Origin of the sequence: Variovorax sp. V118 (genome assembly GCF_041154445.1) — a bacterium.
In the GTDB taxonomy this organism is placed as follows: domain Bacteria; phylum Pseudomonadota; class Gammaproteobacteria; order Burkholderiales; family Burkholderiaceae_C; genus Variovorax; species Variovorax boronicumulans.
Genome location: NZ_AP028663.1, coordinates 6,753,336 through 6,778,427, shown reverse-complemented (window position 1 = coordinate 6,778,427; position 25,092 = coordinate 6,753,336). Strand labels below are relative to the sequence as shown.

22 protein-coding genes are annotated in these 25,092 nt (G+C 70.7%); 12 read left to right on the top strand and 10 right to left on the bottom strand.

Annotated elements, in window-relative coordinates; all coding sequences use genetic code 11:
- The first annotated feature begins 122 nt into the window (after positions 1-122).
- Positions 123-461, top strand: a complete 339-nt coding sequence (locus ACAM52_RS31655; RefSeq protein ID WP_307637602.1) for a hypothetical protein — start codon at positions 123-125, stop codon at positions 459-461.
- 24 nt (positions 462-485) lie between these two features.
- On the opposite strand, the gene aqpZ is transcribed toward ACAM52_RS31655, so the two are convergent.
- Entirely contained in the window at positions 486-1,190 is a 705-nt protein-coding gene (aqpZ, locus tag ACAM52_RS31650) for an aquaporin Z (RefSeq protein ID WP_095747097.1), read from the bottom strand.
- Between the two features lie 188 nt (positions 1,191-1,378).
- A complete protein-coding gene (locus ACAM52_RS31645) occupies positions 1,379-2,392 on the bottom strand; it encodes an NAD(P)-dependent alcohol dehydrogenase (protein WP_307637601.1) in 1,014 nt (337 codons plus the stop codon).
- Between the two features lie 100 nt (positions 2,393-2,492).
- Between ACAM52_RS31645 and ACAM52_RS31640 the strand changes: the two genes are divergently transcribed.
- The 10 genes from ACAM52_RS31640 to ACAM52_RS31595 all read left to right on the top strand — a co-directional run bounded on the left by ACAM52_RS31640 (position 2,493) and on the right by ACAM52_RS31595 (position 15,871).
- Positions 2,493-3,401 (top strand): LysR substrate-binding domain-containing protein, encoded by a 909-nt coding sequence (locus ACAM52_RS31640; protein ID WP_307637600.1) that lies wholly within the window; start codon positions 2,493-2,495, stop codon positions 3,399-3,401.
- A gap of 84 nt (positions 3,402-3,485) precedes the next feature.
- A complete protein-coding gene (locus ACAM52_RS31635; RefSeq protein ID WP_307637733.1) occupies positions 3,486-4,508 on the top strand; it encodes an ABC transporter substrate-binding protein in 1,023 nt (340 codons plus the stop codon).
- 158 nt (positions 4,509-4,666) lie between these two features.
- Entirely contained in the window at positions 4,667-6,703 is a 2,037-nt protein-coding gene (htpG, locus tag ACAM52_RS31630; protein WP_307637599.1) for a molecular chaperone HtpG, read from the top strand.
- Positions 6,700-7,266 carry a hypothetical protein gene (locus ACAM52_RS31625; RefSeq protein WP_369645495.1) on the top strand — a complete coding sequence of 189 codons (567 nt, stop codon included), beginning with the start codon at positions 6,700-6,702 and terminating at the stop codon, positions 7,264-7,266. The genes htpG and ACAM52_RS31625 overlap by 4 nt, the downstream gene beginning before the upstream one ends.
- A 58-nt stretch (positions 7,267-7,324) precedes the next feature.
- Positions 7,325-8,674, top strand: coding sequence for an SWIM zinc finger family protein (locus ACAM52_RS31620; RefSeq protein ID WP_307637597.1), 1,350 nt, complete (start codon positions 7,325-7,327; stop codon positions 8,672-8,674).
- Positions 8,671-10,230 carry a DUF5691 domain-containing protein gene (locus ACAM52_RS31615; protein ID WP_307637596.1) on the top strand — a complete coding sequence of 520 codons (1,560 nt, stop codon included), beginning with the start codon at positions 8,671-8,673 and terminating at the stop codon, positions 10,228-10,230. The genes ACAM52_RS31620 and ACAM52_RS31615 overlap by 4 nt, the downstream gene beginning before the upstream one ends.
- On the top strand, positions 10,227-11,306 hold the full coding sequence (locus tag ACAM52_RS31610; RefSeq protein ID WP_062482644.1) for an AAA family ATPase: 1,080 nt from the start codon (positions 10,227-10,229) through the stop codon (positions 11,304-11,306). The genes ACAM52_RS31615 and ACAM52_RS31610 overlap by 4 nt, the downstream gene beginning before the upstream one ends.
- Before the next feature lie 13 nt (positions 11,307-11,319).
- Positions 11,320-13,668 (top strand): DUF5682 family protein, encoded by a 2,349-nt coding sequence (locus ACAM52_RS31605; protein ID WP_307581903.1) that lies wholly within the window; start codon positions 11,320-11,322, stop codon positions 13,666-13,668.
- Complete coding sequence (locus ACAM52_RS31600; RefSeq protein WP_369645494.1) at positions 13,665-14,879, top strand: VWA domain-containing protein; 1,215 nt, start codon at positions 13,665-13,667, stop codon at positions 14,877-14,879. The genes ACAM52_RS31605 and ACAM52_RS31600 overlap by 4 nt, the downstream gene beginning before the upstream one ends.
- Positions 14,876-15,871 carry a Bug family tripartite tricarboxylate transporter substrate binding protein gene (locus tag ACAM52_RS31595; protein ID WP_369645493.1) on the top strand — a complete coding sequence of 332 codons (996 nt, stop codon included), beginning with the start codon at positions 14,876-14,878 and terminating at the stop codon, positions 15,869-15,871. The genes ACAM52_RS31600 and ACAM52_RS31595 overlap by 4 nt, the downstream gene beginning before the upstream one ends.
- 5 nt (positions 15,872-15,876) lie before the next feature.
- Here ACAM52_RS31595 and ACAM52_RS31590 read toward each other — a convergent pair whose 3' ends face one another.
- The 5 genes from ACAM52_RS31590 to ACAM52_RS31570 are packed head-to-tail and all read right to left on the bottom strand — an operon-like array spanning position 15,877 to position 21,224.
- Positions 15,877-17,025: a CaiB/BaiF CoA transferase family protein gene (locus tag ACAM52_RS31590; RefSeq protein WP_369645492.1), complete on the bottom strand. Its 1,149-nt coding sequence runs from the start codon at positions 17,023-17,025 to the stop codon at positions 15,877-15,879.
- Positions 17,022-17,468 carry a PaaI family thioesterase gene (locus ACAM52_RS31585; protein ID WP_082818305.1) on the bottom strand — a complete coding sequence of 149 codons (447 nt, stop codon included), beginning with the start codon at positions 17,466-17,468 and terminating at the stop codon, positions 17,022-17,024. The genes ACAM52_RS31590 and ACAM52_RS31585 overlap by 4 nt, the downstream gene beginning before the upstream one ends.
- Positions 17,469-17,483: 15 nt before the next feature.
- Positions 17,484-18,452, bottom strand: a complete 969-nt coding sequence (locus ACAM52_RS31580) for a tripartite tricarboxylate transporter substrate binding protein (protein ID WP_369645491.1) — start codon at positions 18,450-18,452, stop codon at positions 17,484-17,486.
- A gap of 38 nt (positions 18,453-18,490) precedes the next feature.
- Positions 18,491-19,480, bottom strand: coding sequence for a Bug family tripartite tricarboxylate transporter substrate binding protein (locus tag ACAM52_RS31575; protein WP_369645490.1), 990 nt, complete (start codon positions 19,478-19,480; stop codon positions 18,491-18,493).
- Positions 19,481-19,514: 34 nt separating this feature from the next.
- A complete protein-coding gene (locus tag ACAM52_RS31570) occupies positions 19,515-21,224 on the bottom strand; it encodes an acyl-CoA dehydrogenase family protein (RefSeq protein ID WP_369645489.1) in 1,710 nt (569 codons plus the stop codon).
- 90 nt (positions 21,225-21,314) lie between these two features.
- Here ACAM52_RS31570 and ACAM52_RS31565 point away from each other — a divergent pair, with 90 nt between their 5' ends.
- Positions 21,315-22,211 carry a LysR family transcriptional regulator gene (locus ACAM52_RS31565; RefSeq protein WP_369645488.1) on the top strand — a complete coding sequence of 299 codons (897 nt, stop codon included), beginning with the start codon at positions 21,315-21,317 and terminating at the stop codon, positions 22,209-22,211.
- Here the strand turns inward: ACAM52_RS31565 and ACAM52_RS31560 are convergent, their stop codons facing one another.
- The 3 genes from ACAM52_RS31560 to ACAM52_RS31550 form a co-directional block, all read right to left on the bottom strand.
- Positions 22,212-23,255, bottom strand: coding sequence for a serine/threonine protein kinase (locus tag ACAM52_RS31560; protein WP_070063054.1), 1,044 nt, complete (start codon positions 23,253-23,255; stop codon positions 22,212-22,214).
- 33 nt (positions 23,256-23,288) lie between these two features.
- Positions 23,289-24,407: a DUF2855 family protein gene (locus ACAM52_RS31555; protein WP_369645487.1), complete on the bottom strand. Its 1,119-nt coding sequence runs from the start codon at positions 24,405-24,407 to the stop codon at positions 23,289-23,291.
- 189 nt (positions 24,408-24,596) lie between these two features.
- Complete coding sequence (locus tag ACAM52_RS31550) at positions 24,597-25,022, bottom strand: organic hydroperoxide resistance protein (protein WP_062481095.1); 426 nt, start codon at positions 25,020-25,022, stop codon at positions 24,597-24,599.
- Positions 25,023-25,092: the final 70 nt, after the last annotated feature.

The following is a 25,092-nucleotide window of genomic DNA, read 5'->3' as shown; positions in this document are numbered from 1 at the left end:
CCGGCTCATTCTTCGCTCACGCTGGCCTCAGTCAGGCTGCCTAGAGTGGCTGCAGGTCCTGCTGCGCGCGGTCCGCGCGACGGCACCGGACCGGAGACAACCTGCCCTCAGGAGAACACACCATGCGCACTTCGTTCAAGCTTCTCGCCGTTGCTTCCTTCACCGCGTTCGCGGCGCTGGGCACGGTCAACGCCTCAGCCGAAACCACCGACGGTTCGGACTTCCACCCGCTGCAGTTGAATTCGCCGGAGAACCCGGAGGTGCAGGCCGGCGCGATGGCGGCGGCACGTCCGAGCGGCACGGAGCCCATTGGCCAGTCGACGTCGGCGCCGGCGATCAACGGGATGACGCCGGTGTCTGATATCCAGGCCGGCGCCTATGCGGCCTCGCACCCGACGGGCACCGAGCCCATCGGGCAATCGACTTCACTGCCGATGGTGAAGTCGGGCAGCGGAAGCTGATTCCGCTGCCAGGGACTTATCAGCTCAGTCGTCGTTGCTGCTGAGCAGTGCGCGGTAGATCACCGCGCCGATGATCGCGCCCACGATCGGGGCGACCCAGAACAGCCACAGCTCCGACACCGCGTACGACGGGCCGAACAGGGCCGGGCCGGTGCTGCGCGCCGGGTTCACCGAGGTGTTGGTCACGGGGATCGACACCAGGTGGATCAGCGTCAGGCACAGGCCGATGGCCATGCCCGCGAAGCCGGCGGCCGCGCGCTTGGCGGTGGCACCCAGGATCACGATCAGGAACACGGCGGTCATCACCACTTCGCTGATGAGTGCGGCCGTCATGCCGTACTTGCCGGGCGAGTGCTCGCCGTAGCCGTTGGTGGCAAAGCCGCCGATGTCCGCGCCCGGCTTGCCGGTGGCGATCAGGTACAGCACGCCGGCCGCCGCGATGGCGCCCAGCACCTGCGACACGATGTAGCCCGGCAGCTGCCCGGCCTTGAAGCGGCCTGCGGCGGCGAGGCCGATCGACACGGCCGGATTGAAGTGGCCGCCCGAGATCGGACCGAGCGCATAGGCGCCGGTGACCACCGTCAAACCGAAGGCCAGCGAGACGCCGAGCAGGCCGATGCCGACGCCCGGAAAGGCCGCTGCCAGAACTGCGCTTCCGCAGCCTCCGAGCGTGAGCCAGAAAGTACCAATGAATTCTGCAGACCACTTTTTGTAGGTACTGTGTTCCATAACGCTCCATCCTGAAGTTGAGAAAGCACGCACGGCGGGAGCCGAACGCGGGCCGCATTCTAGGAACGGGAATTGGAGGCGTCGAGCAAACCGGCGCGCTTAGCGGCAACTGTTCACGAATGCTGTGGATTTGTGCCCTGCAGCATTTGCAAATGGTCGGGCGAGGGCGAGGCCGCGTCACATCGTCGTCATGCCATCGTCACGACGACCTTGCCGAGCGCACCGCGTTCCAGATGGTCGAGCGCGGCGGGCAGCGCATCGAAACCGTAGCGCGCGGCGATCACCGGCTTGAGCGCATTCGCATCGACCGCGCGCACCAGCTCTTCGAGCGCGCGCCGGTGGCCGACGCCGATGCCCTGCACCGTCACGCGGCCGAGCACCATCGCGTAGAACGACGCGCTCAGCGTGTCGCCGCCGAGCATGCCGATGATCGACACGCGCCCGCCCTGCTTCACGGCCTGCAGCGAGCGGTCGAGGTCGGGACCGCTGGAGAGTTCGAGCACGTGGTCGGCGCCGCGCCCGTGCGTGAGCCGGCGCACTTCGGCGGGCCAGTCGCTGTCGCGTGCGAGCACGTGCGTGGCGCCGAGCGCGCGTGCCGCAGCCTGCTTGTCGGCGCTGCCCGTCACCACGATGGCCTGCGCGCCATGCAGCCGCGCGAGCTGCAGGCCGAACAGCGCGACGCCGCCGGTGCCGTGGACCAGCACGGTCTCGCCCGCGCGCAGGGCGCCGGTTTCCACCAGCGCGAACCACGCCGTGAGGCCGGCGCAGGGCAACGTGCTCGCTTCCTCGAGGCTCAGCGTGGCCGGCGCGGCCACGGCCCAGTTCGCATCGATGCACACGTGCGAGGCCAGCATGCCCGGCCCGGGGCCACCGAGCAGCGTGGTGTCGGCATGCCAGTGGCTGTCGGTCCAGCCGCCCCAGAAGGTGTTGATCACGCGGTCGCCCACGGCAAAGCGGCGCACGCCGGGGCCCACGGCCACCACCGTGCCCGCCATGTCCGAGCCGGGCGTGAAGGGCAGGTCGAGCGCCATGCCCATGCCGTCGCGCACCATGAGCAGGTCGCGGTAGTTGAGCGCCACCGCGCCCACGCGCACGAGGATCTGGCCCGGGCCTGGCGAGGGCATCGGCGCTTCGGCCTGTGCGAGGTGGGCGCGGCCCAGTCGGGGAAGCTGCCAGCGGCGCAGCACGTCGGGTTCTTGCATCGGAAAGGCTCCATCGAAAAAGATCGGCCTCGATGCTATTGACGATGAAAACGATCCGGTGGTGGATAATTTTCCGAAGAATGGTGCTTGAAAGTATCCAATGAGCCAACGCCTGCAAGGCATCGAGGAGTTCGTCGCGGCGGTGGAGGCGGGCAGCTTCGCGCTCGCCGCGCAGCGCCTGCACGTCACCCGTTCGGCCGTCGCCAAGAGCATCGCGCGGCTCGAGGCGCGGCTGGACACGCGCCTCTTCTTGCGCACCACGCGCAGCCAGAGCCTCACCGAGGAAGGGCACGGCTACTACGAGCGCTGCCGCCGCGCGCTGGCCGAGCTGGAGGCGGCCGAGGCGCTCACCGACGCCGCGCGCCACACGGCCGCCGGCCTCGTGCGCCTGAGCATGCCGGCGATGCTCGGGCGGCTCAAGGTCGGGCCGCTGCTGCTCGCATTGGCGCGCCAGCATCCGCAGCTGTCGCTGGAGCTGGCGTTCAACGACCGGCGCGTCGACCTCGTGGAAGAAGGGCTCGACCTGGCCATCCGCAGCGGCGAGCTCGACGACAGCGCGGGGCTCGTGGCGCGGCCGGTCGGCGTGCAGTGGATGCTGCTGTGCGCCGCGCCCGCGTACCTGGCCGAGCGCGGCCATCCGCGCGACCTCGCGGCGCTGGTCGCGCCGCACGAGGCCGTGTACTACGCCCGCGACGGGCAGGTCTCTCCCTGGCGCTTTCGCGAAGGCGACGCGGTGGTGGAGGCCGCGCTGCCCTCGCGGCTGCGCTGCGACAGCGCCGAGGTGCTGCTGGAGGCCGCCATCGGCGGCATGGGCTTGGCGCGGCTGCCGGCCTGGCTGGCGGCCGACGCGCTCGCGGCCGGCACGCTGGTGCGCGTGTTCGACGAGCCCGAGCCCTTCGGTTTTCCGCTGCACGTGATCCGCACGCCGAGTCGCTACCTGCCGCTGAAGACGCGCGTGGTGATCGACTGGCTGGTGGAGCATCTGCCGCCGCTGCTGGCGACACGCTGAGCCCACGAACGCCGACGGGCGCTATCCTGCGCCTTCGAACAACGAGGAGACCCGCGCATGCCTTCATTCGCCCCGCTACACACCATGAGTGCCTTGACCACCGCCTGCCTGGGCACGGCGCTCCTGCTCGGGGCGTCGCAGGCCGCCGCGCAGGGCACCGTCAACGCGCTGTGCAGCACCGACGCGGGCTGGTGCGAGGCGGCCGCCACGGCCTTCACGCGCGAGACCGGCATCAAGGTGCAGCAGGCCCACAAGGGCACCGGCGAAATCGGTGCGCAGCTGCGCGCCGAAGCCGCCAACCCGAAGACCGACCTCTGGTGGGGCGGCACCGGCGACCCCTTCCTGCAGGCCGCCGAGCAGGGCCTGCTCGAGCCCTACCGTCCGGCCTACATCAACGACCTGCACGACTGGTCGGTGCGCCAGTACGCCATGTCGCAGAACATGGTGGGCGGCTTCTACACCAGCGCGATGGGCTTCGGCTTCAACACCGAGCTGCTGAAGAAAAAGAAGCTCGCCGAGCCGAAGTGCTGGGCCGACCTCATCAAGCCCGAGTACAAGGGCGAGATCGAAATCTCGCACCCCGCCACCAGCGGCACGGCCTACACCGTCATCGCGGGGCTGGTGCAGCAGATGGGCGAGGAGCCCGCGTTCGAGTACCTGAAGAAGCTGCACAAAAACGTCACCAGCTACACGCGCAGCGGCCAGGCCCAGGCGCCCAACGTGGCCAAGGGCGAGGTGGCGATCGGCGTGAGCTTCATCTTCGGCTTCGAGCGCTGGCGGCACGACAAATTTCCGGTGAAGACCGCCGCGCCCTGCGAAGGCACAGGCTTCGAGATCGGCGGCATCGCGCTCGTGAAGGGCGCGCGCAACAAGGAGAACGCCAAGCGCTACTACGACTGGCTCATGAGCCCCGCGGGCCAGTCCATCGGCGCCAAGGCCGGCAGCCTGCAGTCGCCGGCCAACAAGACCTTCAAGCCCGATCCGCGCATTCCGTCGATGGAGAGCGTGAAGCTCATCAAGTACGACTTCGAGAAGTACGGCAAGGCGGCCGAGCGCAAGCGGCTCATCGACCGCTGGACGCGCGAAGTCGAATCCCAACCGCGCTGAAAGCGCGGCGCGTAGCCGACACCCGTGTGACAAAGTTCGCGCGGCCTTGCGCTCGTTGTTTTTTGGCGCGACAACCCCAGTTCATAAAGTTGGCAAGGCCGCCGCCCACCATGGGCGGCTCGCCTTAGAATTTTTTGGCTTCGATCCCTTTCTTTCCCATGGCTGATTCCTCCAATACCAAACTCCCGTTCCAGGCTGAAGTCGCGCAACTGCTGCACCTCGTCACGCATGCGCTGTACTCCAACAAGGAAATCTTCCTGCGCGAGCTGATCTCGAACGCGTCCGACGCGTGCGACAAGCTGCGCTTCGAGGCGCTCGACCACCCCGCGCTGTACGAAGACCAGCCCGACCTCGACGTGCGCCTGACCTTCGACAAGGCCGCGCGCACCCTCACCATCACCGACAAGGGCATCGGCCTGTCGCGCCAGGAAGCCATCGACAACCTCGGCACCATCGCCAAGAGTGGTACCAAAGACTTCATGAGCCGCCTGAGCGGCGACCAGAAGGCCGACGCGCAACTCATCGGCCAGTTCGGCGTGGGCTTCTACTCGGGCTTCATCGTGGCCGACAAGATCACGGTCGAGTCGCGCCGCGCGGGCCTGCCCGCCGACCAGGGCGTGCGCTGGGTGAGCGGCGGCGCCGGCGACTTCGAGGTGGCCGACATCACGCGCGCCGCGCGCGGCACCAGCATCACGCTGCACCTGCGTGACGACGCCGACGAATACCTCAACGCCTGGAAGCTCAAGCAGATCGTCGGCAAGTACTCCGACCACATCTCCCTGCCCATCCTGATGGAAAAGGAAGAGTGGAAAGACGGCGAGAACGACCAGCCCGGCGACATGGTGAAGACCGGCGAGTGGGAAACGGTGAACAAGGCCAACGCCCTGTGGAGCCGCCCCAAGAAGGACATCACCGCCGAGCAGTACGAAGAGTTCTACAAGAGCATCAGCCACGACTTCGAAGCGCCGCTGGCCTGGAGCCACAACCGCGTCGAAGGCAGCACCGAGTACACGCAGCTGCTGTACATCCCGTCCAAGGCCCCCTTCGACCTGTGGAACCGCGACAAGAGCGCCGGCGTCAAGCTGTACGTCAAGCGCGTCTTCATCATGGACGACGCCGAGGCGCTGCTGCCCAACTACCTGCGCTTCGTGAAGGGCGTGATCGACTCGGCCGACCTGCCGCTGAACGTGAGCCGCGAGCTGCTGCAGGAAAGCCGCGACGTGAAGGCCATCCGCGAAGGCAGCACCAAGCGCGTGCTGTCGATGCTCGAAGACCTGGCCAAGAAGCAGAAGACCGCGCCCGAGAGCGGTGAAGGCAAGGTCGACGTGGGCTCGGGCGAATCGGTGCCCGCCCCCGAGCCGACCGAAGGCGTGACCGACGTGGTCGACAAGAACACCACCCCCGCCGCCGAAGCTGCCGCCGAGTACGCCGACGAATCGGGCAAGTTCGCCAGGTTCTACGCCGAGTTCGGCGCGGTGCTGAAGGAAGGCCTGGGCGAGGACATGGGCAACCGCGACCGCATCGCCAAGCTGCTGCGCTTTGCCTCCACCACGAGCGACGTCGCGAGCGTGAGCTTCGCCGACTACAAGGCGCGCATGAAGGAAGGCCAGGACGCCATCTACTACATCACGGCCGACAACCTCGCCGCCGCCAAGAACAGCCCGCAGCTCGAAGTCTTCAAGAAGAAGGGCATCGAGGTGCTGCTCATGACTGACCGTGTCGACGAGTGGGCGCTGAACTACCTGAACGAGTTCGACGGCACGCCGCTGCAGAGCGTGGCCAAGGGCGCGGTCGACCTGGGCAAGCTGCAGGACGAGGCCGAGAAGAAGGCCGCCGAGGAAGCCGCCGAGTCGTTCAAGCCGCTGCTCGAGAAGCTGAAGGAAGCGCTCAAGGACAAGGCCGAAGACGTGCGCGTGACCACGCGCCTGGTCGACTCGCCCGCCTGCCTCGTGGTGGAAGACGGCGGCATGAGCACGCAGCTCGCGCGCATGCTCAAGCAGGCCGGCCAGCCCGCGCCCGACCTCAAGCCCGTGCTCGAAGTCAACGCCGAGCACCCGCTGGTGAAGAAGCTCGACGGCTCCGCGCATTTCGACGACCTCGCGAACATCCTGTTCGACCAGGCCCTGCTGGCCGAAGGCGGCCTGCCGGCCGACCCGGCCGCCTACGTGAGGCGCGTCAACGCGCTGCTGGTGTGAACGCCCGGCCGCGCATCGTTCGTCGCGCAGCGGCTGCCACCTCGGCGCTGCTGCTGTTGCTTCTGGTGGGCGGCTGTTCGCACTATCACATCGGCATTCCGCTGGTGCCCGGGCTCTCGCTCGGGCTCGGTGCCACGAAGGACGGCAATTTTTCTGTCGGCCTGAACACCGGCTGGGGCCCGCTCGGCGCGGGCGTGGCGCTGCACGACAACGGCGCCGTCACTGGCTCGGCCAGCGTCGGTGTGGGGGGCGGCGTCGGGCCGATCGGCACCGGCGTGGGCGTCGGCAAGAGCGTGGTGCTGCACAACCCGTACGAGACGGCGCCCGCAGCGCCTGGGCAGGCGACGCCGGCCGTGGTGGTGCCTGCCGGCACACCGGCTGCCACCCCTGTCACCGTTACCAAGGCCGGCGTCACGCGGCCCATGGCTTCGTCGCCGCAGCCATCGCCACCGATCGCCGCCGCACCCGTGCCGGCGGCCCGCGTGTCCTACCGCGCCCCCGCTGCGAAAACAGCGGTCGTGGCTGGCGAAGCAGGTACGCCCGGCAATCCCATCGCGCCCTGATGGTCGCGCCCCTCCCACCCCTGACCGCGCCGCGGCCCGGCGCGAGGCTGCCCTTTCCATGAGTCTCAGTACCGAAGCCGTCCTCGCGCTCGCGCCGGACGACGCCTCCGCGAAGGCCGCCAAAGGCCTGCTCGCGCCCGCCAAGTGGCCCACGCTCGCGCATTCCGACGACGCCGTCTGGGGCGAATGCCAGGGCAGCGGCAGCAAGCCCTACCAGACGCAGGTCGACCTGTCGGGCCCGGTGTTCCGCTGCTCCTGCCCGAGCCGCAAGTTCCCCTGCAAGCACGGCCTGGCGCTGATGCTGCTGCGCGCGCAAAGCGAAGCCAGCTTCACCGCCGCCGCGCCGCCGCCGTGGGTGGCCGACTGGCTCGCCTCGCGCCGCGAGAAGGCCGAGAAGAAAGAAGCCCGCGCCGCCGAACCGGCCGCCGCGCCCGATCCCGCTGCCGCCGCCAAGCGCGACGCGCAGCGCTGGAAGCGCATCGAGGCCGGCGTGCAGGAGCTCGCGCGCTGGCTCGACGACCAGACCCAGCGCGGCCTGGCCGCGCTCGGCAGCGAGCAGGCCGAAGGCTGGGCCGCCATGGCCGCGCGCATGGTCGACGCGCAGGCGCCGGGGCTCGGTCAGCGCATCACGCAGGCGGCCGAGCTGATCGGTGCCGGCGAAGGCTGGCCCGCGCGGCTGCTCGACCGGCTGGGCCGGCTGCAACTGATCGTCGATGCGGTGCCGCGCCGCGACAGCCTCTCGCCCGCCACGCGCGCCGACCTGCGCGCCGCCCTCGGCTGGCCGCAGGACCGCGAGGCGCTGCTGGCCGACGGCGAACGCGTGAGCGACCACTGGCTCGTGCTGGGCCAGTGCCTGGACGAGCGCGACACCAAGCTGGTCGAGCGCCATGTGTGGCTGCAGGGCCGCGCGAGCGGACGCCGCGCGCTGCTGCTCGACTACTTGCACGGCGGACGCGGCTTCGAGACCGGCTGGGTCAGCGGCAGCGAACGCGCGGCCGTGCTGTGCTTCTATCCCGGCCACGCCTCGCAGCGCGCGGTGGTGGCCGAGCTGCCGGCCGAGGCCGCATCGACCGCAGCGCCTGTCGCAGCCAATGACGAAGCCGGTGAATGGCAACGCATGGCGCAACAGATCGCGGCCAATCCGTGGCAGCCGCTGCTGCCCCTGGTGTGGGCCGATGCCGTGCCCGCGCGGCATGGCGACCAGTGGTGGCTGCGCCTGGGCGCTGCGTCGCAGGCCTTGCCGATGCAACTGGCCGCGGCGGAAGCCTGGCAGCTGCTGGCGCATTCGGGCGGTGCGCCGCTGCGCGTGTTCGGCGAATGGGACGGCGAGCAGTTCGCGCCGCTCACCGCGTGGGCCGCTGAGGGCGCGGGTGCGCCCGTCTGGACCTTGAGCGGAGCGCGGACATGAGCCACTGGAACACCTTGCTGCAGACCGCCCTCGTCGGCACTGCACGCCAACCCGTGCCGGCCGCCGACGGCATGGCCGGCGATTTCGGCGCGCTGCTCCAGGCGCTGCAACAACCCACCGACACCGCGCAGGGCCTGCTGCTGCGCGTCGCGGGCGCCGTGGCCGTGGGCCGCCGCGCGGGCTTCGTCGCGCCGGGCTTGCCGGCCGACGACGCACCGCCCGCCGTCAACGACACCAGCCCCGCGCTCGGCGACCCCGCCTTGCTCGCCGTGATCGCCGATGCACTCGCCAGCGGCCCGCAGCGCCTGCAGCACGAGGTGCTGGCCGTGCTCGCCGCCGCCGGCTGGCGCCTGCCGCCCAGCCTGCTGCCCGCCGCGCTCGATGCTGGCCGCCGCGACACCGCATTGCGGCCCGCCGTCGTCCTCGCACTCGGCGAGCGCGGGCGCTGGCTGGCTGCGCGCAACGACGACTGGCGCTACGCCGTCGGCGCCAGCGCGCAGGCCGACACGCAGACCCGCTGGGACGAAGGCAGCATCGACCAGCGCCGCGCCGTGCTCGCCGAGCAACGCCGCGACGACCCGGCCGGCGCGCGCGAACGCCTCGCCGCCGAGCTGCCGCAGCTGCCCGCCAAGGAACGCGCCGTGCTGATCGGCGCACTGGCCGAGAACCTCGGCCCCGACGACGAAGCGCTGCTCGAAGCCCAGCTGAAAGACCGCGCGCGCGACGTGCGCCAGACCGTGGTCGAGCTGCTGCAGCGCCTGCCGGCCAGCGCCCATGTGCGGCGCGTCGAAGCCTTCCTCGCGCCGCTGCTGTCGTCGCAAGGCGCGACGTGGCAACTCAACGCCCCCGAGGCCGCCGACCCGCGCTGGAAGGACGACGCCATCGACGCCGCGCGTCCCACGCACGACAGCCTCGGCGAGCGTGCCTGGTGGCTCTACCAGCTGGTGCGCCAGATGCCGCTCGCGTGGTGGACCGCGCGCACCGGCCTGACGCCCGCCGCATTGCTCGACTGGGCCGCCAAGGGCGACTGGCACGACGCGCTGCTGCGCGGCTGGAACGAGGCGGTGCTGGCCGCGCCCGATGTCGACTGGTGCGACGCGCTGCTCGACCGCCCGCGCGCCCACCGCGGCGGCGTGGGCCCGCTGCTGGCGCTGCTGCCGCGCGAGCGCCGCGAGCGCCACTGGGCGACGCAACTCGGCGATGCCGGCCAAGGCGTGCAGGACGTCGTCGCGTTCGCCGACCAGGCCTGCGCGCCCGGTGACACGCCCTCGGCCGCGCTGTCGCTGCGCATCGCCCAGGCGCTGCGCATGCGCGTCGAGCGCGGCGACCTCGTCAACGACTACGTGCTGCGCCAGGTGCTCGGCACCGCCGCCGCGCTGCTGCACCTCGATGCACTGGCGCTGCTGGCCGACCTGCCGCGCGCGGCCGAGGAAAGCCCCGGCCTCGCCAACGCACTGGCCGACACCGCGCGCATCGTGCGCGCGCGCCGGCTGGTTGCAACGCTTCCTTCTTCCTCTTCTTCTTCACTTTCAACCTCTTCCCAAGGCCGTCCATGAGCAATGTCCTGCGCCAGCATGCCGAACAGCAATTCGCCGAAGAACTCGAAGCGCTCCAGAAGGTCGACGACCGCCAGCGCCCGGCCAACTGGAAGCTCTCGCCCTGGGCCGTGCTCACCTACCTGATGGGCGGCAAGCTGGCCAACGGCTTCGAGGTCAGCCCCAAGTACATCGGCAATTCGCGCCTGATGGAAATCGCCGTGTCCACGCTCGCCACCGACCGCGCGCTGCTGCTGTACGGCGTGCCGGGCACGGCCAAGTCGTGGGTGTCGGAGCACCTGGCCGCCGCCGTGAGCGGCGACTCGACGATGCTGATCCAAGGCACCGCCGGCACCAGCGAAGAGCAGCTGCGCTACGGCTGGAACTACGCCGAGCTGCTGGCCCATGGCCCGTCCGAAAAGGCGCTGGTGCCGAGTCCGCTGGTGCACGCCATGCGCCTGGGCAAGATCGCGCGCGTCGAAGAACTCACGCGCATCCCGGCCGACGTGCAGGACTCGCTGATCACCGTGCTGTCGGAAAAGACCCTGCCCGTGCCCGAGCTCGGCACCGAGGTGCAGGCCACGCGCGGCTTCTCGGTCATTGCCACCGCGAACAACCGCGACAAGGGCGTGAACGAACTGTCGAGCGCGCTCAAGCGCCGCTTCAACACCGTGGTGCTGCCCGTGCCGTCGAGCGAGGCCGAGGAAGTGCAGATCGTCGTCAAGCGCGTCGGCGAGCTGGGCCGCGCGCTCGCGCTGCCGGCCGAACCGCCCGCGCTGCAGGAAGTGCGCCGCGTGGTGCAGATCTTCCGCGAGTTGCGCAACGGCCAGACCGAAGACGGCAAGACGCGCATCAAGTCACCCACGTCGACGCTCTCGACCGCCGAAGCCATCTCGGTCATCAACAGCGGCATGGCGCTGGCCGGCCACTTCGGCGACGGCGTGCTGCGCTCGGCCGACGTGGCCTCGGGCCTGATCGGCGCCGTCATCAAGGACCCGGTGCAGGACCAGGTGGTGTGGAAGGAATACCTGGAGACCGTCGTCAAGGAACGGGCCGACTGGAAGGACCTCTACCGCGCCTGCCGCGAACAACTCTGACGCGAGCCGGCGCATGAGCACGAGCGCGGCGTCTTCGCCGCTGCACTACTTCGGCATCCGCCACCACGGCCCCGGCTGTGCGCGCAGCCTGCTGCGCGCCTTCGAGTCGCTGCAGCCCGACTGCATCCTCGTCGAGGGCCCGCCCGAGGCGGAGCCGCTGCTGTCCTTCCTCGCGCACGCCGACCTGCAACCGCCGGTCGCGGTGCTGATCCACGCGAGCGAGGACACCGGCCTGGCCGCGTTCTATCCCTTCGCCACCTTCTCGCCCGAGTGGCAGGCGCTGCAGTGGGGCGCCGCGCGCGGCGTGCCCACGCGCTTCATCGACCTGCCGCAGGCGCACCGCATGGCGATCGAGCAGGCCGCGCGCGCGGCCGACGAGGCCAAGGCGCAAGCGCCTGAAGAAACACCACTCGGCGATGACGAAACCGACACGGTGCCCGTCGCCGAAACGGTCGAAGCCCCCGAGGAGGAACAGGCCGCGCACACGCTGCCCGACGACCCCTTCGACTGGCTCGCCCATGCCGCCGGCTATGCCGACGGCGAGAGCTGGTGGAACCACATGGTCGAGGAACGCGGCGACGGCGAAGACCTGTTCGGCGCCATCGCCGAAGCCATGACCGCCGTGCGCGCCGAAACGCCCGAAGACCGGCGCGGCGTGCGCGCGATGGAACGCGAGCAGCGGCGCGAAGCCTTCATGCGGCAATCGATCCGCGAGGCCGTCAAGGCCGGCCACCAGCGCATCGCCGTCGTCTGCGGTGCGTGGCACGTGCCCGCGCTGCAGGGCGCGGCCACCGCCAAGGCCGATGCGGCGCTGCTCAAGGGCCTGCCCAAGCTCAAGGTGCTCGCGACCTGGGTGCCGTGGACCTACCGCCACCTCACGAGCGCCAGCGGCTACGGCGCCGGCATCGATTCACCGGGCTGGTACGAACACCTGTGGCAGCAGGGGCACGAAGTGGCGGGGCGCAGCACCGGCTGGCTCGCCCGCGTCGCGCGCTTGCTGCGCGAGCACGACCTCGACTGCTCCTCCGCCCACCTCATCGAGGCCACGCGCCTGGCCGACACGCTGGCCGCATTGCGCGAGCGCCCCGCGCCCGGCCTGCCCGAACTCGACGAGGCCGTGCGCAGCGTGATCTGCATGGGCGAGCAGGCGCCGCTCACGCTGATCCGCGAACGCCTCACGGTCGGCGACCGCATGGGCCAGGTGCCGGCCGACGTGCCCACCGTGCCGCTGCAGCGCGACCTCGAACAGGCGCAGAAGAGCCTGCGCCTCAAGCCCGAGGCCACCGCGAAGACGCTCGACCTCGACCTGCGCCAGCCCAACGACCTGGCGCGCAGCCACCTGCTGCACCGCCTGCGCCTGCTCGACCTGCCGTGGGGCGAGGTCACTGCCGGCCAGCGCGCGAGCCGCGGCACCTTCCACGAGGTGTGGCAGCTGCAGTGGCAGCCCGAGTTCGCGCTGCGCGTCATCGAGGCCAGCCGCTTCGGCGCCACCGTGGCGCATGCCGCCAGCGCGCGCGTGATGGAGGGGCTCGCGGCCGAGACCTCGCTCACCGCACTGGCCGAGCAGGTCGACACCGTGCTGCTGGCCGACCTGCCCGTGGCCGTGCAGGCCGTGACGCGCGCGCTCGAAGACCGCGCCGCGCTCACCGGCGACGCCGTGCAGCTCATCGGCGCCGTGCCGCCGCTGGCCAACGTGTTCCGCTACGGCAGCGTGCGCCAGACCGACAGCGCGCTGCTCTCGCACGTGCTCGACAGCCTCATCGTGCGCGGCGCCATCGGCCTGCCGATCGCCTGCGGCGCGCTCGACGCCGAAGCCGCCGAGTCGCTGCGCACCCGCCTCATCGGCGCGCACGACGCGGTGCGCCTGCGCGACGGCGAAGAAACGACCACCGCCTGGCGCAACGCGCTGCGCGCCATCGCCTTCGGCGAAACCGGTGCGCCGCTGCTGCGCGGCGTGAGCTGCCGGCTGCTGCTCGACGACGCACAGATCGACAGCGACGGCGCCTCGCAGCAACTCGCGCGCAACCTCTCGGCCGGCGCGCCGCCCACCGATGCGGCGGCCTGGCTCGAAGGCTTTCTCAACCGCAACGCGATGGTGCTGCTGCACGACGATGCCGTGTGGTCGCTGGTCGACGGCTGGCTCGCGGGGCTCGGCGAAGAACACTTCGTGCAGGTGCTGCCGTTGGTGCGGCGCAGCTTCGCGGACTTCTCGGGCGCCGATCGGCGCGCACTCGGCGAACGTGCGAAACGCGGCGCGGTCGGCGGCACGCTGCCGTCCGCCGTGGCCGCCACCGACTGGGACGAATCACGCGCGGTGCTCGCGCTGCCGCTGCTGCGGGAACTGCTGGGAGTGAAGGCATGAGCGCGAATCCAACACCCATCGACGAAGAAGAAACCCTGCCGCCCACCGACCGCCTGCAGCGCTGGCGCCTCGTGCTCGGCAGCGAGGCCAACGCCAGCTGCGGCGCCATCGAAGGCCGCGTGCGCGAGATCGACCAGGCGCTGGCCGCGCTCTACGAAGCCGACGGCCGGCGCGGCCTCGGCCAGGGCGGGCAGCGCGGCGGCCGCGGCGATTCGGCGCCCAGCGTGGCGCGCTGGCTCGGCGACATCCGCAAGTACTTTCCGAACCAGGTGGTGCAGGTGATGCAGCGCGACGCGATGGAGCGGCTCAACCTGCGCCAGATGCTGCTGCAGCCCGAGATGCTGGAGAACGCGCAGCCCGACGTGCACCTGGTGGCCAACCTCGTGGCGCTGGCGAGCGTGATCCCGGCCGGCACCAAGGACACGGCGCGCGCCGTGGTGCGCAAGGTGGTCGACGAGCTCATGAAGAAGCTCGAGGAGCCGATGCGCAGCGCCGTGAGCGGCGCGCTCAACCGCAGCCAGCGCAACCGCCGCCCGCGCCATTCGGAGATCGACTGGCACCGCACCATCCGCGCCAACCTGCGCCACTGGCAGCCCGAGTACCGCACGGTGGTGCCGCAGACGCTGGTGGGCTATGGGCGCAAGGCGCGCCAGCCGCAGCGCGAAGTGATCCTGTGCATCGACCAGAGCGGCTCCATGGCCGCGTCGGTGGTCTATTCGAGCATCTTCGGCGCGGTGATGGCGAGCCTGCCGGCGGTGTCGACCAAGCTGGTGGTGTTCGACACCGCCGTGGTCGACATGACCGAGCAGCTGCAGGACCCGGTCGATTTGCTGTTCGGCGTGCAGCTGGGCGGCGGCACCGACATCAACGGCGCCGTGGGCTACTGCCAGACGCTGGTGCGCGAGCCGCGCAACACCATCCTGATCCTCATCTCCGACCTGTACGAAGGCGGCGTGGAAGACGGCCTGCTGCGCCGCGCCCACCAGCTGGTGGAGGCCGGCGTGCAGTTCATCGCGCTGCTCGCGCTCAGCGACGAGGGCGCGCCCTCGTACGACCGCGACCTGGCCGCCAAGCTCGCTGCCCTGGGCGTGCCCTCGTTCGCCTGCACGCCCGATGCGTTCCCCGGCCTCATGGCCGCCGCCATCAAGCGCGAGGACGTGTCGACCTGGGCCGCGGGGCAGGGCCTGAAGACCAGCCGGGCCGCCCCGTGACGACGCGCCCGCCGGACCTGACACGACGGCGGCTGGCCGCATCGCTGGGTCTGGTGGGTCTGGTGGCGGGCACGGCCTGGGCACAGCAGCCCGACGACACCGCGCGGCCGATCCGCTGGATCGTGCCTTTCCCCACGGGCGCGATCGCCGACGTCGTCGCGCGCGCCATCGGTGCCCAGCTCACCATCGGCACGGGCCAGCCGGTGCAGATCGAGAACCGCCCCGGCGGCAACACTGCGCTCGCTGCCCTCGAAGCCGCGCGCGCACCGGCCGACGGCCACACCGTGCTGTCGGCCGACAACGGCATGTGGGTGTTCAACCCGGCGCTGTACCGCAGCCTGAGCTACAGCCCGTCGCGCGATTTCACGCCCGTCACGCAGCTGGTGCGGCTGCCGATGGTGCTGCTGGTCGGCCCGGCCAGCGGCGTGCGCGATGCGCGTGCCTTCATCGAGGACGCGCGCGCCTTTCCGGGCCGCTTCAGTTTTGCCTCGGCCGGCAACGGCAGCGCGCAGCACCTCGCGATGGCGCTGCTGGCGCGCGAGGCCGGGCTGGAGATGGTGCATGTGCCCTACCGCAGCGCCGGGCCGGCGCTGGTCGAGGTGGCGGGCGGCCAGTTGCCGTTCGCGATGGGCGAGCTGGCCACGGCGCGCCGCTTCATCCAGGGCGGCCGGCTGCGCGTGCTCGCGGTGGCGAACCCTGCGCGCCTGGCCCAACTGCCGGGCGTGCCGACCTTCGCGGAGCTGGGCCTGCCGAAGGTCGAGGCCGCGATCTTCCACGGCCTCGTGGCACCGGCCGGCACACCGCCCGAGGTGGTGGCGCGGCTGCAGCGCGCGGTGGCCAGCGCCCTGCACAACCCGGTGGTGCAGCGCCGCCTCGCCGAGGCCGGTGTCGAACCGGTGGGTGGCACGCCGGCCGAGTTCGAGACCCTGCTGGCGCGCGAGTCGGCGCGCTGGCATCCGCTGATCCGCGCGCTGAAGCTCTCGCTGGATTGAGCTGGTCAGCGCCCCGCGCTGTCGTCGCTCGGCAGGAACGCGTCGCCCGGCGTCAGCGGCGCATGGCGGTAGCTGGCCGGCGTGCGGCTGAGCTTCACGGGCGCGCCGATGCCGCGGTAGCCGCCTTCCATCTCCACCACCATCTCGCGGTGCAGCGTGTGCGGGTGCTGCAACGCCGCCGCCACCGGCAGCACCGGCGCGGCGGGCACGCCGGCGGCCATCAGCTGGTCGACCAGCGTGCGGCCGTCGAAGGCGGCGAGCGCGGCTTCGAGCTGCTGCTTGAGACCGTCGCGGTTCACCGAGCGTGCGCCGGCGGTGCGGTACAGCGGGTCGTCGGCCAGCGCGGGCAGGCCGATGCAGCGGCAGAAGCTCGCGAACTGGCGGTCGTTGCCCACGGCCACGAAGATCGGGTCGGTGCCCGTGGCCAGCGCGTCGTAGGGGTAGATGTTGGGGTGCGCGTTGCCGGTGCGGCGCGGCGCCGTGCCGTCCATGAACCAGTTGGCCGCGTGCGGGTGCAGCAGCGAGAGGCCGCTGTCGTACAGCGCCGCTTCGACGAACTGGCCGCGTCCGCTCCGGTGGCGCTCCTGCAGCGCGAGCAGCACGCCGATCACCGCGTTGAGCCCGGTCACCATGTCGACCACCGGCAGGCCCACGCGCAGCGGGCCGCCGTCGGCCTCGCCGTTGATGCTCATGATGCCGGTCATGGCCTGCACGGCGGCGTCGTAGCCCGGCAGCGCGCCCAGCGGGCCGTCGGCGCCGAAGCCCGACACGCGGCACCACACGAGGCGCGGAAAGCGCTGCGACAGCGCCTCGTAGCCGATGCCCCAGCGCTCCATCGTGCCGGTCTTGAAGTTCTCGATCAGCACGTCGGCCTCGGCCACGAGCGCCAGCAGCGCCTCGCGGCCTTCCTCGGTCGAGAAGTCCAGGTGCTGCACGCGCTTGTTGCGGTTCAGCCCGTGGTAGTACGAGGCCACGCCTTCCTTGAAGGGCGGGCCCCAGGTGCGCGTGTCGTCGCCCTGCGGCGGCTCGACCTTGAGCACGTCGGCGCCGTGGTCGCCGAGGATCTGGCCGCAGTACGGGCCGCCGAGGATGCGCGAGATGTCGAGCACGCGGATGCCCGCGAGGGCGCCGGTCGAAGAAGGGGCGGTGGTCATGGGGTGGACTCGGAAGAAGAGGGAGCGGTGCGCGGCACCAGCTTGAAGGTGCCGGTGGCCAGCGCGAGCAGCTCGCCGTCGGCGTTGCGCGCCTCGCCGCGCGCGAAGCACATCGCACGGCCGCGCCGTTCGCACACGGCGGTGGCGATCACGTCGCCGGCGCAGGGCGCGGTGTAGTGCACCGTGATGTCGACGGTGACCACCCCGAAGGCCGTGGGTGCGTGCGAGCGCACGGCGCTGGAGAGCGCGCAGTCGAACAGCACGGCGATCGCGCCGCCGTGCACGTCGCCGCGGCTGTTGGTGTGGTCGGCGCTGTAGGGCATGCGCACGCGCGCGCGCTCGTCGCCGATGGCCTCGCCGCGCAGCGCGAAGGCGCGGGCCATCGGCATGGGCAGGCCGAACAGCACGCCCGGTGGTTCGTCGACGAAAGCGGTGTCCGACATGGTGTGCGTGGGGGGTCAGTCGAGCAGGCCGCGCTGGCGCAGGCGCGCCACGCGTTCCTTCTCGCGCGCGGTCGTGGCCAGCGCGTAGCGGCGGTACTGCTCGGGGTCCATCGCGTTGGCCTGCTGGTTCAGCTGCTCCAGCACGCGCAGGCCGGCGGGCGATGCCAAGGCTTTGCGGAAGGCGTCGTGCACGGTCTTCACGCGCGCCGGGTCCATGCCGGCCGGGCCGGCGATGCCGTAGGGCGAATCGATGACCGCGTCCACGCCCTGTTCGCGCAGCGTGGGCACTTGCGGGTAGCGCTTGACGCGCTGCGGCGTGAGCATCACGAGGTAGCGCATCTTGCCGGCGTCGATGTGCGGCACGGCCACGCCCGAGAGCGGCGCGGCGTCGATGTGGCCGCCGAGGATGGCGTTGGTCACTTCGGCGTCGCCCTTGAAGGGCACCATGTTGAGCTGGACCTTCGCCATCTCGGCGGCCTCGTCCATCACGATGCGCGGCGTGCCTACCGCGCCGGTGGCGCCTACGTTGAGTTTGCCGGGGCGGCGCGCGGCGTCGGCCGCGAAGTCCTGCCAGGTCTTCCACGGCGCGTCGGCCTTCACCGCGAGGCCGAAGGTGTAGTCGGACAGCATCACCACGTACGAGAAGCTGCGCGCCGGGTCGAAGGCCACCTTGTTGATGAAGGGCTCGCGGTACACCGAGGCCGGCAGCACGGCCAGCGTGTAGCCGTCGGGCGCGGCGCGCACCAATGCGGCGGCGCCGTTGGTGCCGCTCGCACCAGGGCGGTTGTCGAGCACCACGGGCTGGCCGAGGGCCTTGCCGGCTTCTTCTGCCACGGCGCGCAGGTGCTGGTCGGTGGGTCCGCCCGCGGCGTACGGAACGATCAGCGTGACGGGGCGTTGCGGGTAGGTTTCGGCCGTGGCGGCGCCGGCTGCGGTGAACAGCGCGGCGAGGGCGAGCAGGCGTGACAGCCGTTGCGTCTTCATCTTCTTGTCTCCTTGTTTTTTCTTGTGCGTCGTGGCGGTCAGTCGAGCTGCGCGCCGGACTTCTTCACCACGTCCTTCCACTTGGCCGTTTCGCTGCCGATGAACTGCGCGAGCTTCTGCGGCGAGGTGTCGGCCGTGGCTTCCAGGCCCTGCACGGCGAACATCTGCTTGACCTTCGGCGAGTTGAGCACCTCGGCGAACGCGTGGTTGAGCTTGGTCACGCGGTCGGCCGGCGTGCCGGCCGGCGCGACGATGCCGAAGAACACGCTCACGTCGTAGGGCTTGTGCAGCTGCTCGGTGATGGTCGGCACCTCGGGCAGCGCCTGCGAGCGCGCCGAGGTGGCCACGCCCAGCGCGCGCAGCTTGCCGGCCTTGACGTAGGGCAGCGCGGTGAGGATGTCGGTGAAGGTCATGCTGACCTGGTTGCCCAGCAGGTCGTTGAGCGCCGGGCCCGTGCCCTTGTAGGGCACGTGCAGCAGGTCGGTGCCGGCCACCGAGTTGAACAGCACGCCCGCCAGGTGCGACGAGGCGCCGTTGCCCGACGAGGCGTAGCTGAGCTTGCCCGGGTTGGCCTTGGCGTAGGCGACCAGCTCGGCCACGTTCTTCACCGGCAGGGCCGGGTTCACCACCAGGATGTTCGGCAGGTAGCCGACCTGGATCACGGGCGCGAAGCTCCTGGTCGGGTCGTAGCTGATCTTGCGGTACAGGCTCACGTTGATGGCCAGCGGGCCCGAGGTGCCGAACAGCAGCGTGTGGCCGTCGGCCTCGGCGCGCGCCACGTAGTCGGCGCCGATGTTGCCGCCCGCGCCCGCGCGGTTCTCCACGATCATGGGCTGGCCGAGCTTGTCGCGCAGCTCGGCGGCGAGCGTGCGCGCCATCGCGTCGGTCGGGCCGCCGGGCGGGAAGGGCACGACCAGCGTCATGGGCTTGGTCGGGAAGGCGCCGGGCTGGGCGTGCACGGCGGGCGTGGCTGCCAGCAGCAGCGCGGCGCAGGCGGTGCCGAGGAGGAGGCTGAGTCGTTGTCGCATGGGTGGTTGTCTCCGTTGTTCTCGAAAAGGGGGCTCAGGCGGCCGTGCGCACCAGGGCGGCGTGCCAGTCGGCGGGCAGCGCGTCGGGCGCCAGCGGATCGCGCGGCAGCACGCGGTGCAGCAGCACCAGCTGGGCCCAGCGCAGGCGCGCGGCGGAGCCGCCGGCCGAGGCCTCCCAGGCCATCGCGGCGGCGCTGGTGCAGTGGTACAGCGCCGAGGCGGCCTGGCGCGCGAGCACGTCGCCGCCTTCGCGCGCGGCGGTCTCGGCCAGGGCGCAGGCGCGCGCCATGGTGTCGCGCAGCGCGGCGGCAAAGGCCGGCGTGAGCGTGGTGGCGTCGGCGATCAGCTTCTCGACGTGCGCGCGCAGCACGGGCAGCGAGCCTTCGCGCTTCACGGCGCGGATCACGTCCAGCGCCACGATGTTGCTGGTGCCTTCCCAGATCGAGCCCAGGTGCGCGTCGCGCACGAGGCGCGGGTCGCTCCACTCTTCGATGTAGCCGCAGCCGCCGCGCACTTCCATCGCGTCGCCCGTGACCTGGCGCGCGTCGCGGCAGGCGCGGAACTTGATGAGCGGCGTGAGGATGCGCAGCAGCGCATACGCATCGGGCTCGCCGGCGTCGGAGCGCGCCAGCGCCTGCGCGGTCTGGCAGACCATGGTGCGGGCCTGCTCGGACGGCACGCGCAGCTTGTCGAGCTGGCGCTGCATCAGCGGCATCTGCTCGAGTGCGCGGCCGAAGGCGCGGCGCTCGGAGGCGATGTACTCGGCCTCGGCCACCGCGCGGCGCATCAGGCCGGCGGAACGCACGCCGTTGGACAGGCGCGAGTTGTTGACCATGTCGGCCATCTGCTGGAAGCCGCGGCCTTCTTCGCCCACGAGGTAGGCCACCGCGCCTTCGAGGCGGATCTCGCCGCTGGCCATCGAGCGCGTGCCCAGCTTGTCCTTGAGGCGGATGATGCGGTAGTGGTTGAGACTGCCGTCGTCGAGCTCGCGCGGCAGCAGGAACAGCGACACGCCCTTCATGCCCGCGGGCGCGTCGTCGGCGCGCGCCAGCACCATCGCAAAGCCGGCGTCGGGGTTGGAGCAGAACCACTTGTCGCCGGCCAGGCGCCAGCTGCCGTCGGCCTGGCGCTGCGCGGTGGTGGCGGTGGCGGCGATGTCGGAGCCGGCGGCCTGCTCGGTCATGAACATCGCGCCCTGCGCGAGCTCGTCGAAGTCGAGCGAGGTCAGGCGCGGCAGGTACTTGGCGACCAGCTCGGGCGCGCCGAACTTCTTCAGCGTGCGCGTGAGCGAGTCGGTCATCGAGACCGGGCAGCACAGGCCGAACTCGGCCTGCACGAACAGATAGGTCAGCACGTACTTGACCAGCGGCGGCATCTTGCCGGCCCAGCCCAGCGTCTCGTCGCGGTGCGAGATGGCGGCCAGGCCGAACTCGCTGAGCGCCAGGCGCTCCATCTCGACATAGGCCGGGTGCTTGATGACCTTCTGCTCGTCGATGCCGGTGCGCGTGCGCTGCTTCAGCGTGGGCGGGTTGCGGTCGGCGGTGCCGGCCAGGTCGTCCAGCAGGCCGCCCGCCAGGCCGCCCAGGCGCTCGAAATGCGGGCGCATGTGGGTGCGCAGGGCCTCGGGCAGGTACAGCGCGAGCAGCGTGTGCAGCTCGGTGTCGGTGGTGAAGAGGTTCTGGCCGTGGCGATCGGGGATCGGGTGCGCGGCGGCTGTGGCAGCGGAAGCAGCGGGTGTGGGCATGCGGGCGTCTCCTGGTTCGCCGCATTGTTGGATGGGCAATGATCCGTGTCTAATATTGATTTGGTCTTGTACGATTTGATTTAGCTATTCATGGAACTGCGGCACCTGCGCTATTTCTCCGTGCTCGCCGAAGAGCTGCACTTCGGGCGCGCCGCGCGGCGGCTGGCCATTTCGCAGCCGCCGCTGTCGGTGGCGATCCGCCAGCTCGAAGACTCGGTGGGCGCGCGCCTGTTCGAGCGCAACAGCAAGGAGGTGCGGCTCACGCCCGCGGGCGAGGCGCTGCGCGTGTCGGCGCGGCGCGTGCTGCTGCAGGCCGAGGAGGCCGCGCTGGAGGCGCGCGACGTGTCCACCGGTTCGGCGGGCCGGCTGCGCATCGGCTTCGTGGGCGCCATGCTCTACCGCGGCCTGCCGCCCGCGCTGCGCGCGTTCCAGGCGCGGCATCCGGCGGTGCGCATCACGCTGAGCGAACTCAACTCGGGCGTGCAGATCGCCGAGCTGCTGCACGACCGGCTCGACCTGGGCTTTGTCCACACCAGCCGCATGCCGGCCGAGCTGCAGCACCGGCTGCTGCTGTCGGAGCCCTTCGTGGCCTGCCTGCCCGCGGGCCATGCGCTGGCGCGCAAGCGCGTGCTGGCGCCGGCCGACCTGCGCGCGCAGCCTTTCGTGCTGTTCTCGCGCGAGGCGTCACCCGACTACCACGAGCGCATCCTGTCGATCTGCGCCGAGGCGGGCTTCTTGCCTGAGGTGCGCCACGAGGTGCGGCACTGGCTGGCCGTGGTGTCGCTGGTGTCGCAGGGCATGGGCGTGGCGCTGGTGCCGCAGGCGATGCGGCACTCGGCGCTGCGCGGGGCGGTGTTCCGCCCGCTCGACCGCGCGGTGGCGCAGTCGGAGGCTTATGGCGTGTGGCGCGCCGGGCCGGTCAATGTGCTGGTCGAGCGGCTGCTCGAAGGCGTGGCGCAGAGCCTCGCCGCGAACGCCGCTCAGTGATCACGCGTAGAGCGGCTCTTCGGCCATCTGCTCGCACTGGTCTTCCAGCACGAGGATCTGGCCCTTCCAGTAGTCGCTGGAGCCGAACCACGGGAAGTTGATCGGGAAGATCGGGTCTTCCCAGCGGCGCGCCAGCCAGGCGCTGTAGTGGATGAGCCGCAGCGTGCGCAGCGGCTCGATGAGCGCCAGCTCGCGGCGGTCGAATTCGCGGAACTGCTCGTAGCCGTCGAGCAGGCCCGACAGCTGCGCCGTGCGCTGCGCGCGGTCGCCCGACAGCAGCATCCACAGGTCTTGCACCGCGAAGCCCGTGCGCGCGTCGTCCAGGTCGACGAAGTGCGGGCCGCCGCCGGGGCGGTCGGTGGGCGTCCACAGGATGTTGCCGGGGTGCACGTCGCCGTGCAGGCGCAGCTTGCGGGGCTTGAAGTCGGAAGCCGGCGGCTGCAGCGCGAGGGCGGTGGCGCGGACCATGTCCAGCGCCTCGTTGCAGATTTTTTCCCAGTCGCGCTGCATGTCGAGCGGGATCTTGTCGTTCTCCAGCAGCCAGTCGCGCGAGTCCAGCCCGAAGGTCTGCAGGTCGAGTGCGGGGCGGGCCTCGAAAGGCTTGGCGCTGCCCACCGTGTGGATGCGCGCCAGGAAGCGGCCCACCCATTCGAGCACCTCGAAGTTGTCCAGTTCGGGCGCGCGCCCGCCGCGGTAGGGGCTCACGCTGAAGGCAAAGCCCGCGTGGTGGTGCAGCGTCTTGCCGTCGAAGGCCAGCGGCGGCACGGCCGGCACCTCGCCGGCGGCCAGTTCGAGCGAGAAGGCGTGCTCTTCGAGGATCTCGGCCTCGCTCCAGCGGCCGGGGCGGTAGAACTTGAGCACCACCGCGGGATGGGGATTCGGGTCTTCCAGGTAGACCTGGTAGACCCGGTTTTCATAGGAGTTCAGGCCGGTGAGGCGGCCGTCGCCGTGCAGGCCGAGTGTCGCGAGCGCGTCGAGCACCACGTCGGGCGTGAGGCTCTCGTAAGGATGGGTGTTCGCGGGCGCGACAGAAGAAGGGGTCATGCGGCGATTGTCGCCACATGGGCCCCGTGCGGGTCAGCGAGCGCCCGCTTGTTTGTAAAGCGAAAGGATATGGCCGGTGCGCGGGTCGCCCTTGCCCGCCAGCACCTGCGCGTAGGCGGCCTGCACCGCCTCGCCGCCGTGGTGGTGCTCGGTGTGCAGCCAGGGGTTGCTGGTGTCGGTCACCGTGGCCAGGAAGCGGTGCCAGGCGGCCACCATGCGCCGGCCGAACTCGTCGGCGCCCCATTCGGTGGTGCGCTTCTTGATCTGCGCGGGCGCGAAGAACAGCGTGGCGCGCGGGCCGGTCAGGCTCTTGCCCGCGCCCTTGGCGGCGAGCTGCTCCACGTGCGTGCCGCCGATCGAGCTGCTGTACTTCAGGTTCGTGAAGCGCTCGTGGATCGCGGTGCGCAGCTCGCCGTTGCCGGCGAAGTCGATGTACACGCAGGGTGTGTCGGCCGCGATGGTGTCGAGCGCGTCGTAGGTCACCACGCGGTCGTAGCAGCCCAGGCTCTGGCAGAAGGCCACGTTGGCGGGCGAGGTGAGGCCGACCACCTCGATGCCGTCGCGCTGGTGCAGCTGGAAGGCCGTGCCGTAGGCCGTTTTGCTCGAGGCGCTCGACAGCAGCATGGTGGTGGCGCCGAAGAAGTCGTTGTCGGCCATGAAGTCGTCGATCAGCCACGAGGTGATGAACAGCGGGCGCAGCAGCGCCTGCAGGTCTTCGGTGTCGGTGGTGTACAGCGGGTCGGCGTTGCAGCGGAAGTACTGGTTGTAGACCGCGGGCAGCTTGGCGCGGTGCGCCGCCGCGTCGGTGAAGCGCGAGGGCGAGAGCCGGTCGGGGCTGAGCACCGCGCTCGTGGACATCGGCCAGTAGCCGTAGATCCGTTCGCCCACGGCCACGCCCGGGTGCAGCGACTGCACCACGCTCGCGAAGCCCCACACCGGGATGCTGCCCCAGCCTTCTTCCTCGGAGGGAAAGAACTGCCAGTAGCTCATCGCATCGCCGAAGGCGGCGTAGGTGATGTTGTTGGAGGTGAGCGCAAAGCTGTCGATGCGCACGCGCACCTGGCCGTCGGTCAGTGGCCGGTCGGAGGTGTCGGTGTGCAGGCGCGTGGTGGCCAGCTGGTCTTTGCGGATCAGGAGGTGGGTGGTGCTCATGGGGTCGATCTCCACGGGTGTGTGTTGAAGACGGGTGGCGGGACGGGCGAGACGTGCGGCCACATTAGCCAAGCTTGGTGAAAGGCGCTATCTCGGCGTGCGTTTCGGCGTCACCCGTGAGACAGACATGAAAAAAGCGCCCGGGCTTGGGGCCGGGGCGCTTTTTTTCGTGAAACCGTCAGAGCGGAATCAGACGATGGTCAGTTCCACGTCGATGTTGCCGCGGGTGGCGTTCGAGTACGGGCAGACCTGGTGGGCCGTGTCGACCAGCAGCTTCTTCTGTGCGTCGTCCAGGCCGGGCAGCGAGATCGCCAGCTGCACCGAGATGCCGTAGGCCGCGCCGCCGTTCGTCGGGCCGAGGGAAACCTTCGAGTCGATGGCGACTTCTTCCGGCACCTTGACGCTGATCTTCGGGCCGACGGCCTTCATGGCGCCGATGAAGCAGGCGGCGTAGCCGACCGCGAACAGCTGTTCGGGGTTGGTGCCGGGCTTGCCCGAGCCGGGCGAGCTCAGCTTGACGTCGATGGCGCCGTCGCTGGACTTGCCGGCGCCGTCACGGCCGCCGACGGTGTGGGCTTCTGCGGTGTAGAGAACTTTGTCGAGCTTGGTGGTCATGGTGATTTCCTTTGGTCAGGGGAGTGGTGATGAAAGGGCTTCTTCTCACGAAGCCGGGGAGAACTCTGGA

Excerpts from the sequence above, each read along its gene's own strand:
- ACAM52_RS31655 (WP_307637602.1), top strand. The coding sequence starts at position 123 with ATGCGCACTTCGTTCAAGCTTCTCGCCGTTGCTTCCTTCACCGCGTTC.
- aqpZ (WP_095747097.1), bottom strand. The coding sequence starts at position 1,190 with ATGGAACACAGTACCTACAAAAAGTGGTCTGCAGAATTCATTGGTACT.
- ACAM52_RS31645 (WP_307637601.1), bottom strand. The coding sequence starts at position 2,392 with ATGCAAGAACCCGACGTGCTGCGCCGCTGGCAGCTTCCCCGACTGGGC.
- ACAM52_RS31640 (WP_307637600.1), top strand. The coding sequence starts at position 2,493 with ATGAGCCAACGCCTGCAAGGCATCGAGGAGTTCGTCGCGGCGGTGGAG.
- ACAM52_RS31635 (WP_307637733.1), top strand. The coding sequence starts at position 3,486 with ATGAGTGCCTTGACCACCGCCTGCCTGGGCACGGCGCTCCTGCTCGGG.
- htpG (WP_307637599.1), top strand. The coding sequence starts at position 4,667 with ATGGCTGATTCCTCCAATACCAAACTCCCGTTCCAGGCTGAAGTCGCG.
- ACAM52_RS31620 (WP_307637597.1), top strand. The coding sequence starts at position 7,325 with ATGAGTCTCAGTACCGAAGCCGTCCTCGCGCTCGCGCCGGACGACGCC.
- ACAM52_RS31615 (WP_307637596.1), top strand. The coding sequence starts at position 8,671 with ATGAGCCACTGGAACACCTTGCTGCAGACCGCCCTCGTCGGCACTGCA.
- ACAM52_RS31610 (WP_062482644.1), top strand. The coding sequence starts at position 10,227 with ATGAGCAATGTCCTGCGCCAGCATGCCGAACAGCAATTCGCCGAAGAA.
- ACAM52_RS31605 (WP_307581903.1), top strand. The coding sequence starts at position 11,320 with ATGAGCACGAGCGCGGCGTCTTCGCCGCTGCACTACTTCGGCATCCGC.
- ACAM52_RS31600 (WP_369645494.1), top strand. The coding sequence starts at position 13,665 with ATGAGCGCGAATCCAACACCCATCGACGAAGAAGAAACCCTGCCGCCC.
- ACAM52_RS31590 (WP_369645492.1), bottom strand. The coding sequence starts at position 17,025 with ATGACCACCGCCCCTTCTTCGACCGGCGCCCTCGCGGGCATCCGCGTG.
- ACAM52_RS31585 (WP_082818305.1), bottom strand. The coding sequence starts at position 17,468 with ATGTCGGACACCGCTTTCGTCGACGAACCACCGGGCGTGCTGTTCGGC.
- ACAM52_RS31580 (WP_369645491.1), bottom strand. The coding sequence starts at position 18,452 with ATGAAGACGCAACGGCTGTCACGCCTGCTCGCCCTCGCCGCGCTGTTC.
- ACAM52_RS31575 (WP_369645490.1), bottom strand. The coding sequence starts at position 19,480 with ATGCGACAACGACTCAGCCTCCTCCTCGGCACCGCCTGCGCCGCGCTG.
- ACAM52_RS31570 (WP_369645489.1), bottom strand. The coding sequence starts at position 21,224 with ATGCCCACACCCGCTGCTTCCGCTGCCACAGCCGCCGCGCACCCGATC.
- ACAM52_RS31565 (WP_369645488.1), top strand. The coding sequence starts at position 21,315 with ATGGAACTGCGGCACCTGCGCTATTTCTCCGTGCTCGCCGAAGAGCTG.
- ACAM52_RS31560 (WP_070063054.1), bottom strand. The coding sequence starts at position 23,255 with ATGACCCCTTCTTCTGTCGCGCCCGCGAACACCCATCCTTACGAGAGC.
- ACAM52_RS31555 (WP_369645487.1), bottom strand. The coding sequence starts at position 24,407 with ATGAGCACCACCCACCTCCTGATCCGCAAAGACCAGCTGGCCACCACG.
- ACAM52_RS31550 (WP_062481095.1), bottom strand. The coding sequence starts at position 25,022 with ATGACCACCAAGCTCGACAAAGTTCTCTACACCGCAGAAGCCCACACC.